14 protein-coding genes are annotated in these 13,895 nt (G+C 71.1%); 6 read left to right on the top strand and 8 right to left on the bottom strand.

The features are described 5' to 3' along the window. Positions 1–85: 85 nt before the first annotated feature. The 4 genes from ACQEVC_RS19215 to ACQEVC_RS19200 form a co-directional block, all read right to left on the bottom strand. Complete coding sequence (locus tag ACQEVC_RS19215) at positions 86–745, bottom strand: DUF4142 domain-containing protein (protein ID WP_432879321.1); 660 nt, start codon at positions 743–745, stop codon at positions 86–88. A gap of 240 nt (positions 746–985) precedes the next feature. Next, the gene (trpD, locus tag ACQEVC_RS19210) at positions 986–2,047 is read right to left on the bottom strand and encodes an anthranilate phosphoribosyltransferase (protein ID WP_432879318.1); all 1,062 of its coding nucleotides are present in this window, start codon (positions 2,045–2,047) and stop codon (positions 986–988) included. 60 nt (positions 2,048–2,107) lie between these two features. After that, the gene (locus tag ACQEVC_RS19205; RefSeq protein WP_432879315.1) at positions 2,108–2,518 is read right to left on the bottom strand and encodes a hypothetical protein; all 411 of its coding nucleotides are present in this window, start codon (positions 2,516–2,518) and stop codon (positions 2,108–2,110) included. Between the two features lie 144 nt (positions 2,519–2,662). Further along, positions 2,663–3,616 (bottom strand): cytochrome c oxidase assembly protein, encoded by a 954-nt coding sequence (locus ACQEVC_RS19200; RefSeq protein ID WP_432879312.1) that lies wholly within the window; start codon positions 3,614–3,616, stop codon positions 2,663–2,665. A 109-nt stretch (positions 3,617–3,725) separates the two neighbouring features. Between ACQEVC_RS19200 and ctaE the strand changes: the two genes are divergently transcribed. From ctaE to qcrB, 4 genes are all read left to right on the top strand, one after another. Continuing rightward, entirely contained in the window at positions 3,726–4,325 is a 600-nt protein-coding gene (gene ctaE, locus ACQEVC_RS19195) for an aa3-type cytochrome oxidase subunit III (RefSeq protein WP_432879309.1), read from the top strand. 75 nt (positions 4,326–4,400) lie between these two features. Then, on the top strand, positions 4,401–5,249 hold the full coding sequence (gene qcrC, locus ACQEVC_RS19190; protein ID WP_432879306.1) for a cytochrome bc1 complex diheme cytochrome c subunit: 849 nt from the start codon (positions 4,401–4,403) through the stop codon (positions 5,247–5,249). Between the two features lie 156 nt (positions 5,250–5,405). Next, complete coding sequence (gene qcrA, locus ACQEVC_RS19185; RefSeq protein ID WP_432879304.1) at positions 5,406–6,494, top strand: cytochrome bc1 complex Rieske iron-sulfur subunit; 1,089 nt, start codon at positions 5,406–5,408, stop codon at positions 6,492–6,494. Then, positions 6,491–8,125 (top strand): cytochrome bc1 complex cytochrome b subunit, encoded by a 1,635-nt coding sequence (gene qcrB / locus ACQEVC_RS19180; RefSeq protein WP_432879301.1) that lies wholly within the window; start codon positions 6,491–6,493, stop codon positions 8,123–8,125. Before qcrA ends, qcrB begins: the two co-directional genes overlap by 4 nt. 649 nt (positions 8,126–8,774) lie before the next feature. On the opposite strand, the gene ACQEVC_RS19175 is transcribed toward qcrB, so the two are convergent. Both ACQEVC_RS19175 and ctaC read right to left on the bottom strand, forming a co-directional pair. Continuing rightward, complete coding sequence (locus ACQEVC_RS19175; protein WP_432879298.1) at positions 8,775–9,200, bottom strand: cytochrome c oxidase subunit 4; 426 nt, start codon at positions 9,198–9,200, stop codon at positions 8,775–8,777. 10 nt (positions 9,201–9,210) lie between these two features. Further along, positions 9,211–10,173 carry an aa3-type cytochrome oxidase subunit II gene (ctaC, locus tag ACQEVC_RS19170; protein WP_432879296.1) on the bottom strand — a complete coding sequence of 321 codons (963 nt, stop codon included), beginning with the start codon at positions 10,171–10,173 and terminating at the stop codon, positions 9,211–9,213. 172 nt (positions 10,174–10,345) lie between these two features. Here ctaC and ACQEVC_RS19165 point away from each other — a divergent pair, with 172 nt between their 5' ends. Together ACQEVC_RS19165 and ACQEVC_RS19160 are read left to right on the top strand one after the other, a co-directional pair. Continuing rightward, the gene (locus tag ACQEVC_RS19165; protein WP_432879293.1) at positions 10,346–11,497 is read left to right on the top strand and encodes a cysteine desulfurase family protein; all 1,152 of its coding nucleotides are present in this window, start codon (positions 10,346–10,348) and stop codon (positions 11,495–11,497) included. Positions 11,498–11,667: 170 nt separating this feature from the next. Continuing rightward, positions 11,668–11,901, top strand: coding sequence for a sulfurtransferase TusA family protein (locus ACQEVC_RS19160; RefSeq protein ID WP_432879291.1), 234 nt, complete (start codon positions 11,668–11,670; stop codon positions 11,899–11,901). A 65-nt stretch (positions 11,902–11,966) separates the two neighbouring features. Here the strand turns inward: ACQEVC_RS19160 and ACQEVC_RS19155 are convergent, their stop codons facing one another. Both ACQEVC_RS19155 and erpA read right to left on the bottom strand, forming a co-directional pair. Next, positions 11,967–12,941, bottom strand: coding sequence for a carbohydrate kinase family protein (locus ACQEVC_RS19155; protein WP_432879288.1), 975 nt, complete (start codon positions 12,939–12,941; stop codon positions 11,967–11,969). Positions 12,942–13,386: 445 nt separating this feature from the next. Beyond that, complete coding sequence (gene erpA, locus ACQEVC_RS19150) at positions 13,387–13,755, bottom strand: iron-sulfur cluster insertion protein ErpA (RefSeq protein ID WP_318394324.1); 369 nt, start codon at positions 13,753–13,755, stop codon at positions 13,387–13,389. Positions 13,756–13,895: the final 140 nt, after the last annotated feature.

Raw genomic sequence — 13,895 nt, 5'->3', positions numbered from 1 at the left:
GCCGGAAAGACGCCGGGTGTGCCGACGGGTCCCCCGGGCGTCAGTGACCGGAGGACCCGTCATGCCGCCGCGTCGTGGCGGCGGACTAGCTGATGGTCGGGCTCGGCGTTACCGTGCCGCCCGGCGTCGGAGCGCCGGAGCTGATTCCCGGACTCGGTGCCACCGTGGTGCCACCCGGGATCGGGATGCCCAGACTCTGCGCCACCGCCACCAACGCGTTGTGGTGCGCCTGGAGCACCGGAGCCGCCTGCTGCGCCACCTGCTTGGCCGACGGGTCGGAACCCTGGGTCAACTCGGCCTGCACAAGCTGCATCGCCTGGGTGTGCGCGGTGAGCTGGGCAGTGACCCACTGCGTGTCGAAGTCCGCGCCAGTGACGTTTTGCAACTGATTGATCACTGCCTGCTGTTCGCTCGTCACCTTGTTCGGCAGCGTCAGGTGAGCCGCCGAGGCGACGCTCTGCACCCTCTGGTCGAGCTGGGTGTGATCCGTCACGAACCGACCGCCGAGGTCCTTGACCTCCTGGCTCGCCCCCTTCTGCTTGGCCAGGTTGCCGGTCGCGATCTCCGCGAGGTTCACCTGGTGGATCGACTGCAGGAACTGCCTGTCCTGCGCCGACAGCGAAGCGGACGGCGTGGCCGACGGCGTCCCCGTCGGTGCGGCGGCGGCGCCGTACGCGGCACCCGCCGGTACGAGGCCGAGCACCGCCATCGAGACGAGCACGCCCAAGCGTTTGACGACCAACATGTTTGTTCCCCCCTCCGTCGTTGAACTTCGGGGATACCCGGTTGACCCGAGCACACGCGGACCGATGGCAGCCGGAATCGGCCGGGTCCGGCACGATCCCGCCCGACGGACGCAGCCACCCGACCCGGGCTCCCGTTTGCCCATCGCCCAGCCGGGTACCCCGCACCCGGCGGTATCCGCGACCGCCGGACAGGGCGGTATCCGCGACCGCCGGACCCGGCGAGAATCACGCCACGGCGGCTACGACTCCTCGGCCCTGGCGGCCTTGGCGACGTCGACCCAGGCGTCGAGGGTGCGGGCGGCGGCGCCGGAGTCGATCGACTCGGCTGCCCGAACCAGCCCGTCCCGCATCGCCGGTAGCAGCCCACCGGCGAACCCGCCGTTGGCCGCGAGGGCGGCGGCAGCGTTGACCAGTACCGCGTCCCGGACCGGGCCACGCTCGCCGGCCAGCAGCCGGCGGGTCACGTCGGCGTTGAAGGCGGCGTCACCGCCGCGCAGGTCGCCGGGGGCCGAGCGAGGCAGGTCGAGGTCGGCGGCGTCGGCCACGGTCTCGGTGACCCGGCCCTGGTCCGCGATCCACAGCCGGGTCGGCGCGCCGATGCTGAACTCGTCGAGCCCGTCCTCGCCGCGCATCACCAGGACCGAGTCACCGCGCCGGGCGAAGACCTCGGCCACCACCGGAGCCATCCGGGGGTCGAAACACCCCACCGCGCCGGACCGGGGCCGGGCCGGGTTGGTCAGCGGGCCGAGGAAGTTGAAGACCGTCGGGACGCCCATCTCGCGGCGGGGCACCGCGGTGTGCCGCATCCCGGGGTGGAACCGGGCGGCGAAGCAGAACCCGATGCCGACCTCGGTCACGCACCGGGCCACCCCGGCCGGCCCCAGGTCGAGCGGCACCCCGAGGAATTCGAGCAGGTCGGCGGCGCCGCACGAGGAGGAGGCGGCCCGGTTGCCGTGCTTGACGACGCGTACCCCGGCGCCGGCCACCACCATCGCGGTCATGGTGGAGATGTTGACGGTGTGCGCGCGGTCTCCGCCGGTGCCGACCACGTCCACGGCGTCGGCCCGGAGCGGTTCCGGCAGCTCCACCAGGGTCGCCCGGCCCAGCATCGCCTCGACCAGGCCGGCCAGTTCGGCCGGGGTCTCCCCCTTGGCCCGCAGCGCCGTGGCGAACCCGGCGATCTGGACCGGGGTCGCCGACCCCGACATGATCTCCCCCATCGCCCACGCGGTGTCGGCGGTGGAGAGTTCCTCGGCGCGCAGCAGCGCGGCGAGCAGGTTGGGCCAGGTCCGTTCCCCCATGCGGGCCTCCCGGGCGGGGCGGGTGGTTGGCGGTGTGTGGTGGTGCGGTTCCCCGGAGCCCTAGGAGCGCGCGCTCGCCCCGCTGGCGCGGGCGCGGAGCAGGGCGGCCACGGTCTGGCCGGTGGTCACCGGGTCGAGCGGGTGCACCAGGGTGGCGTCGACCTGGGCGTACGCCGCGAGCCAGCGGTCGGCCGCCCGGGCGATCACCACGCAGGTCGGCGGGGCGTCGTCCCGGTCGTCCTTGATCTGCCGGGCGATGCCGAGCCCACCGGACGGGGTCGCCTCGCCGTCGAGCAGCAGCAGGTCGATCTCGTAGTCGTCGACCAGCCGGATGCACTCGTCGTAGCTGGCCGCGTCGACGAACTCGACGGTCAGGTCGGCCGCCGGCCGGGTGCCGACGGCGAGCCGCATCCGGTCCCGGACCTCCGGGTCGTCGCTGTAGAGCAGGACGGTGTACTGACGATCGCTCATCGCTCGCTGGGCTCCCACCTCGTAGCTGCCCGCCGATCGTACCGGTCGGCTCCGGGGCCCGACCGGCCCGCCCGGCTCCCGGGGCCGGCACCGCCCGAATCCCGGGACATCGGGTACGCCGGGCGCCGCACCCGCCCCGGCCCGTTACACCGCGCTGCCGGCGGCCCGTTCCCGGGCCTCCTGGCGGTCCAGTTCCCGGTCCACCCGGCGGGCCTCCCGCTCGGACTGCCGCACCCACTGCACCACCAGTACGGCGAGCATGGTGACGCTGACGAACTCGCCGCCGGCCCAGAGGACCCCGCCGGCGACCTTCTGGTCGTTCCACGGATCGGACCAGGCCAGCCCGAGCGACGGGTACCAGTCGCCGCCGAACAGGGTGGTGCTCTGCATCACCGTGAGCCCGAGCACGGTGTGGAACGGCACCGAGAGCACCATCAGCAGCGCCCGGGCCGGGTAGGGCCAGCGGCCCGGCAGCGGGTCGAGCCCGACCAGCGGCCAGAAGAAGAGGCAGCCGGTGAGGATGAAGTGCGCGTGCACCAGCTCGTGGCCGAACGAGTTCTCCAGGGTCCACCGGTAGAGCCCGGAGAAGTACAGCACGAACGGGTTGACCACGAAGATCGCGTACGCGAAGAGCGGGAAGGAGAGCACCTTCGCCACCCGGCTGTGCAGCACCGCCAGGAGTCGCCGCCGGGGCGCCTTGCCGAGGGTACGCAGCGCCAGCGTCACCGGGGCGCCGAGGGCGAGGAAGATCGGCGCGACCATCGACAGCACCATGTGCTGGACCATGTGCACCGACAGCAGGGTGGTGTCGTACGCGCCCAGCCCGCTGAGCGTGACCGCGGCGATCCCGCCCAGCCCCGGCCCGAGGAAGAGCACGGTACGCAGCACCGGCCAGGTGTGCCCGCGCACCCGCAGCCGGTGTACGCCGTACAGGTAGCAGGCGGCGGCCAGCACCAGGCCGACGGCGAGCCAGTTGTTCAGCGTGGCCTCGGTGAAGACGGTGGAGACGGTGAACGGCGCCGTCTCGGCGCCCCCACCGGCGAGAACGGCCGGTGCCGGGGGCACGGCCGAGGCGGTACCGGGATCGAGGTGCAGCACGTTTTTCAGGCTAGGCCAGACGAACCGGGCGAGGCATGTCACCCCGTCCGACGAGGCAGTTAGGCCACCCCGACGATGGCCGATGCCGATCAGGGGCAATAATGACCGCGTGACTGCGGCCTCAGCCATTGACAAGAGCCGGATCCACTCGCTGACCCGACCCAACATGGTCAGCGTCGGGACGATCGTGTGGCTCTCGAGCGAACTCATGTTCTTCGCGGCGTTGTTCGCGATGTACTTCTCCATCCGGGCGGCGGCGCCCGAGCAGTGGGAGAAGCACACCGAGGTGCTGCAAATCCCGTACGCGACGACGTTCACGGTGATCCTGGTGCTCTCCTCGGTCACCTGCCAGATCGGCGTCTTCGCGGCCGAGCGGGGTGACGTGCACGCGCTGCGCCGCTGGTTCACGATCACGTTCCTGATGGGCCTGGTCTTCGTCCTCGGCCAGCTCAACGAGTACCGCAACCTGGTGCACGAGGGCGTGAAGATCAACGCGGACGGGTACGGCTCGGTCTTCTACCTGACCACCGGCTTCCACGCGCTGCACGTGACCGGCGGTCTGGTCGCCTTCGTCATCTTCATGATCCGGACAACCATGGGCCGGTTCACCCCGGCGCAGGCGACCTCGGCGATCGTCGTCTCCTACTACTGGCACTTCGTCGACGTGGTCTGGATCGCGCTCTACGGCATGATCTACTGGCTTCAGTGATCTTGGAGCTGTCACGTTCCGCCCCGTTGCCCCGTCCCTGAGACAAGGTCGAGAAAACCGTTAAGGACACAGGCCATGACTTCTGACACCCCCGGCGGCGACCGCTCCCGCGGGCTGCTCTCGCGGCTTCGCCGCGCGCGGTCGAGGCCGCGCGGCAAGGCCCGCCGTCGACTGGGCGCCGCGGTCCGGCTGCTGGCCGCACTCACCCTGGCCGGCGGCGCCTACACCGTCTTCGCTCCGGGCCTCTCGGCGCAGGACACCCCGCAGCTCACCTCGGCGGCACAGGAGGGCAAGGCGCTCTTCGACACGAGCTGCGTGAGCTGCCACGGCCGCAACGCGCAGGGCGTCGAGGGACGCGGGCCGAGCCTGATCGGCGTCGGCGCCGCCTCGGTGGAGTTCCAGGTGAGCACCGGCCGGATGCCGCTGGCCCGGCAGGAGGCCCAGGCCGAGGAGAAGCCGCCGGTCTTCAACGACGAGCAGACCACCCAGCTCGCGCAGTACGTGCAGGAACTCGGCGGCGGGCCGCAGCTGCCCGAGGGGAACAACCTGCACCGCGACGGGGACGTGGCCGAGGGCGGCCGGCTGTTCCGGATCAACTGTTCCTCCTGCCACACCTTCGGCGGTGGCGGCGGCGCGCTCTCCTCCGGAAAGTTCGCCCCGAACCTGCGGGACGCCAGCGACCGGCAGATCTACGCCGCGATGCTGACCGGGCCGCAGAACATGCCGGTCTTCGGTGACAACCAGCTACGGCCGGAGCAGAAGGCCGACATCATCGCGTACGTCCAGCAGACGCTGGCCGAGGACCGCGACCCGGGTGGGCTGAACCTGGGCCGGCTCGGTCCGGCCACCGAGGGTGTGGCGATCTTCCTGGTCGGCATGGTCGCGCTGGTCTTCGCCGCGCTGTGGATTGCGGGGAAGTCATGAGCGAGCGCAGCGAGCGAATCAGCAAGTTCAGCGCGGATGAGCCTCATGGCGGGCCGGAGCGAAGCGGAGGGTCGGCATGAGCACCCGCAGCGAGCGAATCAGCAAGTTCAGCGCGGATGAGCCTCATGGCGGGCCGGAGCGAAGCGGAGGGTCGGCATGAGCACCCGCACCGACGGACACGCGCCCGGCAGCACGAGTGACGCGATCGACGTGAACGACCCGCAGGTCTCCCGCTTCGACATCGTCCGGGAGGGCGCCCGGCGCGACGACATCGAGATCGTCCACTACGAGGCGCAGTTCCCGGTCCCCGGCACCAAGGCCGAGCGCCGGATCACCCGGACCATCACCGGGATGTTCCTGCTGGTCGGCCTCTTCGCCACGGCGTTCGTGGTGGCGTACATCTGGTGGCCGTGGCAGTACAAGCCCGGTACCGGTGCCGGCAAGCTCTACACCCCGGTCCTCGGGCTGACCCTGGGCCTGGCCCTGCTGCTGGTCGGTTTCGGCATCCTGGCCTGGGGCAAGAAGCTGATGCCGAAGGAGGTGTCGATCCAGGATCGGCACATCGAGCCGGCCAGCGACGAGGACCGCAAGATCACCGGTAACACGCTGGTCTACATGGCCGACGAGCTGGGCGTACGTCGTCGCCCGCTGCTGGGCATCTCGCTGCTCGCCGGCCTGGCCCCGGTGGGCGCGGTCGCCGCGGCACCGTTGATCGGCGGCCTGATCGAGCAGCCGCACAAGAACAACCAGTACTTCATCACCGGCTGGAAGCCGCAGGACGGCAAGCGGATCCACCTGACCCACCAGGACGGCACGCCGGTACGCCCGGAGGACGTCAGCCCCGGCGGTCAGATCACCGTCTTCCCGGGCATCGAGGGCGGCGCCACCAACAAGCACGCCGACTCCCCGGTCCTGCTGATCCATCTCCGGGAGGGCGACGCGAGCGAGGCGAAGGCGGCGAACGACCGGGACGGCAAGCAGGACTTCATGTGGGGCAACTACATCGCCTACTCGAAGATCTGCACCCACGCCGGCTGCCCGGCCAGCCTCTACGAGCAGCAGACCAACCGGCTGCTCTGCCCCTGCCACCAGTCCCAGTTCCTGATCACCGACAACGCCCGCCCCATCTTCGGACCCGCGAGCCGGCGGCTTCCTCAGCTTCCCCTGGCCGTTGAGGAAGGCTTCTTCGTCGCGCAGTCCGACTTCACCGAGACGGTCGGGCCCGACTTCTGGGAGCGGCCATGAAGCGTCGTAGGTTCGATCTGGCGGCGGTGCCGGGCAAGGCGGCCCGGGAGGTCGACGACCGGCTCCAGGTGAACACCCCGCTGCGGGCCATGCTCAACAAGGTCTTCCCGGACCACTGGTCGTTCCTGCTGGGCGAGATCGCGCTCTTCTCGTTCATCGTGCTGCTGCTCACCGGCGTCTACCTGACGCTGTTCTTCGAGCCGTCGCTGCGCGAGGTGACCTACGACGGCAGCTACCGGCCGTATCAGGGCACCCACATGTCGGCCGCGTACGAGTCGTCGCTGACCATCTCGTTCGACGTACGCGGCGGCCTGATCATGCGGCAGATGCACCACTGGGCGGCGCTGCTGTTCATGGCGTCGATCATCGTGCACATGATGCGGATCTTCTTCACCGGAGCGTTCCGCAAGCCGCGCGAGCTGAACTGGATGATCGGCTACCTGCTCTTCTGGGTCGGCTTCCTGGCCGGCTTCACCGGCTACTCGCTGCCGGACGACGGGCTCTCCGGCACCGGCCTGCGGATCGCCTCCGCCATCATGCTGTCGATCCCGGTGATCGGTAGCTGGGTCACCACGGCGATCTTCGCCGGTGAGTTCCCGGGCGAGATCATCATCAGCCGGTTCTTCATCGCCCATGTGCTGCTGATCCCGGCCCTGCTGGTGGGCCTGATCACCGCGCACCTCGCACTGGTCTTCAAGCAGAAGCACACCCAGTGGCCCGGCCCCGGCCGGACCAACTCGAACGTGGTCGGCGAGCGGTTCTTCCCGCGCTACGCGCTCAAGCAGGGCGGCTTCTTCATGGTCGTCTTCGGGGTGATCGCGCTGCTCGGCGGGCTCGTCCAGATCAACCCGATCTGGCTCTTCGGCCCGTACGAGGCGGCGGTGGTCTCGGCGGCCAGCCAGCCCGACTGGTACGTGATGTTCCTGGACGGGTCGACCCGGCTGATGCCGCCATGGGAGATCAACATCCCGATCGGCGACGGGTACGTCATCCCACCGCTGTTCTGGCCCACCGTGGTGCTACCCGGCATCCTGACCATGGTGCCGCTGTTCTATCCGTTCATCGAGGCACGGCTGAACAAGGACCGGGAGACTCACAACCTGCTCCAGCGCCCGCGTGACGTGCCCGGCCGGACCGCCCTCGGTGCGATGGCGGTGTCGTTCTTCCTGGTGCTGACGCTCTCCGGCGCCAACGACGTGATCGCGGAGAAGTTCTGGATCAGCCTGAACGCGATGACCTGGGCGGGCCGGATCGGGTTGATCGTCATACCGCCGCTGGCGTACTACGTCACCTACCGGATCTGCCTCGGGCTTCAGCAGCACGACCGGGAGGTGTTGGCGCACGGCGTCGAGACCGGCATCATCCGCCGGCTCCCGAACGGGCAGTTCGTGGAGGTGCACCAGCCGCTCGGCCAGACCGACGAGCACGGCCACGGCGAGCTGGAGTACGTCGGCTGGGTCGTACCGAAGAAGATGAACCGGCTGGGCGCGCTGGGCCCGGCGATCCGGGGCTTCTTCTACCCGATCGAGAAGCCGGCCGAGGCGCCGGTCTCGCCCGGGCACCCGCCGGTCGAGCCGCGCCCCGAGCGCCAGGAGATCGGCAGCGGCAGCGGCGGCAGTAGCAGCCGCTGAGCGAAACGCACCAGGTGGCGCCCGCCGGAGTTCTCCGGCGGGCGCCATCCTCGTTTCCGGGACGATCGATCGCCACGCCCGTAGCCGGGACCGGGTCTCACCGAGGGCCCGGACGGTCCGGGCCCTGCTCGACGGCTGGGGCTGGGCCAGCCCATCCTCCGCCGACGACGGCCAGCGGGCGGTACCCGGTCTCCGCCGCCCGCCACCCCCGCGAGCGCTGACCGACCCGCCGCCGGCCGCGCCCTCCGCCACCTGACGGCCTGGAGCGGACCGTCGCCCTGCGGCCGCACCTCCGGCGGCGGCCTGGAGCTGGCCGTGGCCGACCGGCTCGACCGGGTAGGCCGGGTAGGCCGAGCAGACCGGGCAGGCCGAGCAGACCGCACACAGGCCGAGCAGACCCGGCCGACGAGCTGGCGCCGGGCCGGAACCCGGAGGCGGAGGCCGGCAATCTACTCGCCCTCGCCACCGGTCTCGCCGACGCGTCATGGCGGGCCTGCGCAGCGCGTCGGCCACCCTGGCCCCTGCTCTTCGGTATCACCTGGACCAGATCTTCGCCACACGGCCCGCTCAGCGCGGCTGACGGGCACCAAACGACGGCGACCCGCAGCCCCGGAGGGCCACGGGTCGCCGGAGAGGCTGACGGCGCCGGTCAGTGCTCCGCGGTACGCCGGGTGCCGGAGTAGTACTCGAAGAGCAGCCCGCAGGCGCCGAAGATCACCGCGACCATGCCGGTGGCGATCAGCCACCACTGCCAGAACACCAGGCCCAGGCCGGCGATGGTGGCGGCGAGGGCCAGCCCGAACGGCCAGTAGCTGCCCGGGCTGAAGAAGCCGACCTCGCCCGCGCCGTCCGAGATCTCGGCGTCCGGCCGGTCCTCGGGGCGCGGGTCGATCCGCCGCGACACGAACCAGAAGAAGCCGCCGCACATCGCGGTGAGCAGGAACGACAGCGCCAGCGCGACCGTGCCGATCCACTCCACCCGCCCGTCGACGCCGGACGTCCACAGCCCGTAGACGACCGCCGCGAGGGCGAGGAAGATCGAGACGATGCCGAAGAGCTTCCACTCGGTCTTCATTTGGCGCTCCTCAGCTTCCCGCGCTCGCGTTACCGAAGTTGTTGACGTCCCGCCGCGTCTCGAACGGCCGGGTGGTCTGGGCGAGCGGCGCCTCGCCGATGGCGACCAGGGCGTCCTGGGTCGACTGGCCAGCCCGCTTCGCCTCGATGAACCGGTCGTACTCGTCCGGCGAAACCACCCGAAGCTCGAAGTTCATCATCGAGTGGTACGTGCCGCACAGCTCGGCGCAGCGGCCGACGTACGCCCCCTCGGTGTCGAGGCTGGTGACCTCGAAGACGTTGCGTACGTTGCCGGGGAAGACGTCCCGCTTGAACAGCAGCTCCGGCACCCAGAACGAGTGGATGACGTCCCTGCTGGTCTCCTCGAACCGGATGCTCCGGCCGGTCGGCAGCACCAGGATCGGGATCACCTCGGTGGTGCCCAGGGTCGAGGCCACCGTGTTGGCGTCCTCGCCCGGCTTGTCCCGGTAGTTGAACTGCCAGTTCCACTTGAACGCGACCACCTCGACGGTCACGTCCGGGTTGCTGGTGACCTTGTTCACCCCGGTCTGCACGATCGCCGTGTAGTAGAAGAGCACGGCGACGACCAGGATCGGCGCGATGGTGTAGAGGAACTCCATCGGCATGTTGAACCGGGTCTGCACCGGCAGCGCCTCGCCCCGCTTGCGGTAGCGGATGACGCACCAGAAGATCAGGCCCCAGACGAAGATGCCGACCGCCAGGGCCGCGATCGTCGAGCCGATCCAGAGGTCGTACATGCGGTGGGACTCGGGGCTGATGCCACCCTGCGGCCAGCCGAACCCGTCGAACGTCCGGCCGACGTCACAACCGGTCAGCAGGGCGAGCAGCGCGGTGCCACCGGCTCCGAGCCCGGCCAGCCGGCCCACCGACGGGCGCGGGCCGCGCCCTCGGGCGTCCCGGAGACTGTTCTGCCGTACGGCCGACGACCGTACCTCCGAACCCCTTGCGACCACCTGGTCCTGCCTCCCTAGCGCGCCGCGGCGTCGGCGTTCGTCGACACCGGCGGCAAAGGCGTCACCGACGGTCGCAGATTACTCGACCTGCGTAGGCTGGACGGCCTTGGGGTCCGCGTCCCCACTCTGCCGGGGGATCTTGCCCGATCCCCCGCCGCGCTACGGTTTCCTGGTGAGCGAGCCTCCGGCGTACTTCGACGCGGCCTCCGCGGCACCGTTACACCCGGTAGCCCGGCAGGCGATGCTCGCCGCGCTGGAGGACGGCTGGGCCGATCCGGCCCGGCTCTACGCGCCGGCCCGTCGGGCCCGCCAACTCCTCGACGCGGCCCGGGCGGCCACCGCCGAGGTGCTCGGGGTACGCCCCGACGAGCTCTCCTTCACCCCCAGCGGTACGGCGGCGGCGCACGCCGCGGTGCTCGGCGGGCTGGCCGGGCGGCGCCGGGCGGGCGGCACGCTGGTGCACTCGGCGATCGAGCACTCCGCGGTGCTGCACGCGGCGGAACGGCACGTGGCCGCCGGCGGTACCGCCACCCCGGTACCGGTGGACCGGGCCGGGCGGCTCGATCTCGACGCCTGGTCGTCGGCGGTGGCCGGCCCCGGAGTGGCGCTCGGCACGCTGATCAGCGCCAGCCACGAGGTGGGTACGGTGCAGCCGGTGGCCGAGGCGGCGCGGGCCTGTGCGGCGGCCGGGGTACCGCTGCACGTCGACGCCGCCCAGTCGGTGGGCCGGCTGCCGGTGCCGGAGGGCTGGTCGATGCTCTCGGCCAGCGCGCACAAGTGGGGCGGCCCGCCCGGGGTGGGGCTGCTGGTGGTCCGCAAGGGCACCCGCTGGGAGTCGCCGTTTCCGGCCGACGAGCGGGAAGCAGGTCGTACCCCCGGGGTGGGAAACCTGCCGGCGATCGTGGCGGCGGCGGCCGCGCTGCGGGCGGTGCACGCGGAGGCGGCGGCCGAGGCCGCCCGGCTCGGCCCGCTGGTCGACCGGATCCGCGCCACCGTGGCGGCGACGGTGCCCGACGTGGAGGTGGTCGGCGACCCGGTACGCCGGCTGCCGCACCTGGTCACCTTCTCCTGCCTCTACCTGGACGGCGAGGCGCTGCTGCACGCCCTGGACCGGCGCGGCTTCGCGGTCTCGTCGGGATCGTCCTGCACCTCGTCCACGCTGCGCCCGTCGCACGTGCTGGAGGCGATGGGAGTGCTGTCGCACGGCAACGTGCGGATCTCGCTGCACCGGGAGAGCACCGAGGCGGAGGTCGACCGGTTCCTCGCCGAACTGCCGGGGATCGTGGCCAGGCTGCGCGCCGAGGCCGGCGTGGTCGGACTCTGAGACCGCTCCGGCGGGCCGGTTGGCCCGGCTCGGCCCGGCGTCGGACAATCGCCGGAAGGCCGACGGCGGCGGTCGCCGACAGTTCGGGCGACGTCGCCGGGTAGGCCGAGAGATCGGAAGGGACGTACTCAAGTGCCGGGAGGTCAGCCTCAAGTGCCGGGAGGTCAGCGGTGAACGGGCCGGACGAGGTCGTCGACTGTCTCGGCCAGCGCTGCCCGTTGCCGGTCATCGCGGCGGCCCGGCGACTGCCCCACCTGCCGGTCGGCGGCGTGCTCCGGGTACTCGCCGACGACCCGGCCGCGGCGATCGACATTCCGGCCTGGTGCCGGATGCGGGGGCAGGAACTGGTCGACACCCCGACCGTCGACGGCTCCCCCGCGTACGACATCCGCCGCGCACACTGACCGGAGACCGGCGGCGCGGGTGACCGCCCCGCGCCGCCGTACCGGCCGGGTGACCCGGCGACGTCTCAGCCCAGGTACTGCCGGACCTCTTCGGCGGCCTGGTCGCCGTACGACTCGGCGAGGCGCTTGACGAAGAGGTCGCCCCGGACCTCGTATTCCTGGGTGCCGACGGTCTCCAGCACCAACGTGGCGAGGAGCGAGCCGATCTGGGCGGACCGTTCCAGGCTCAGGCCCCAGGAGAGGCCGGCGAAGAATCCGGCCCGGAAGCCGTCGCCCACCCCGGTCGGGTCGGCGGCCTGCAACTCACGGGCGATCGGCACGTGGATCCGGTCGATCTCCCGGCCGTCGATCTCCACGCCCTCCTTGCCCAGCGTGGTAACCCGGATCTTGACCCGGTCCAGCAACTGGTCGTCGGTCAGCCCGGCCTTGCTCTGCAGCAGCGACTTCTCGTAGTCGTTGGTCAGCAGGTAGTCGGCGCCGTCGATCAGACCGAGCACGTCGGAGCCGTCCATCCGGGCGAGCTGCTGCGACGGGTCGGCGGCGAAGGCGTACCCCCGCTGGCGGCACTCCTCGGAGTGCCGCAGCATCGCGTCCGGGTCGTTGGCGCTGACCAGCACCAGGTCGAGCCCGCCGACCCGGTCGGCGACCGGGGCCAGCTCGATGTTGCGGGCCTCGCTCATCGCCCCGGCGTAGAAGGACGCGATCTGGCACATCTCGGTGTCGGTGGTGCAGACGAACCGCGCCGTGTGGGCCACCTCGCTGATGTGCACGGAGGCGCAGTCGACGCCGTGCCGCTCCAGCCAGGACCGGTAGTCGTCGAAGTCGGCGCCGACCGCGCCGAGCAGCACCGGCCGCAGGCCGAGCTGCGCCATCCCGAAGGCGATGTTGGCGGCGACCCCGCCCCGCCGGAGCACCAACTCGTCGACGAGGAAAGAGAGCGAGACCTTGTGCAGCTGGTCGGCGATGAACTGATCGGCGAACCGGCCCGGGAAGTGCATCAGATGGTCGGTGGCGATCGAGCCGGTGACGGCGATCTTCATGTCGGCCCTCGGAGTTGAGACGGAAATGCGGCCGGGTCAGCCTACCGGTCCGTCGTCCGCCACGTCCCCGATCGACCGGGTACCAGCAAACTGGGCGCCATCCGCAGCTCGCCGCCCGGCAACCTCGGGCCGCCGGGCCGCGGGCCGGGCTGGCCGCGAGGCCGTCTCGGATTCCTCCACCGGCGCCCGGGTCCCGGCCGCCCCGACCGGACGCCCTTGGGGACGCCGGAGACGACAAAGACGGCTAAGTGCTCTGGCAACGTGTCCGGCCCGACCGCGTCGATGTCGCCGGGACGACCGGAGACGCCGAACGGGCCGCTCCGGCGCGGCGGCGTGACGGACTCTCCGGGTAAACGTCACGCCGCCCGCACGGGGCGACCCGCTCAGGCATTCAGTATCTAACGGCAGATCGGGTCGTACCGGTTAAACCGGGACAAAGCACCGATCAGTGGAACGAATCTCCGCACGCGCACGAGTTCTGCGCGTTCGGGTTGTCGATGGTGAAGCCCTGGGCGTCGATCCGGTCGGCGAAGTCGATGGTGGCGCCGGTGAGGTACGGCGCGCTCATCCGGTCGACGACGACCTCGACGCCGCCGAAGCCGCTGACCACGTCACCGTCGAGCGAGCGCTCGTCGAAGAAGAGCTGGTAGCGCAGGCCCGAGCAGCCGCCCGGCTGCACTGCGACCCGCAGCCGCAGGTCGTCGCGGCCCTCCTGCTCGATCAGGGCCTTCACCTTCTGCGCCGCGACGTCGGTCAGGACGACGGTGCTCGGAGCGGTTGCCGCGGTCGACTCAGTCTGCGCTGGCGTTGTCACGATGAAAGTCTCCCCTGCGCCGGTGCGATGTTTATCCGTACTGGCCAACGCTAGCCGGCTGGCCGGTGATTCCCAATGCGGGTACAAAATCGATTCTAGGCGGATGCGACGCAGGTCACCCAGGCTCGGGTGGAACCTGC

The sequence above is a fragment of the Plantactinospora sp. CA-294935 genome, from assembly GCF_050936445.1.
In the GTDB taxonomy this organism is placed as follows: Bacteria; Actinomycetota; Actinomycetes; order Mycobacteriales; family Micromonosporaceae; genus Plantactinospora.
This window is presented reverse-complemented; position numbering and strand designations above follow the sequence as displayed.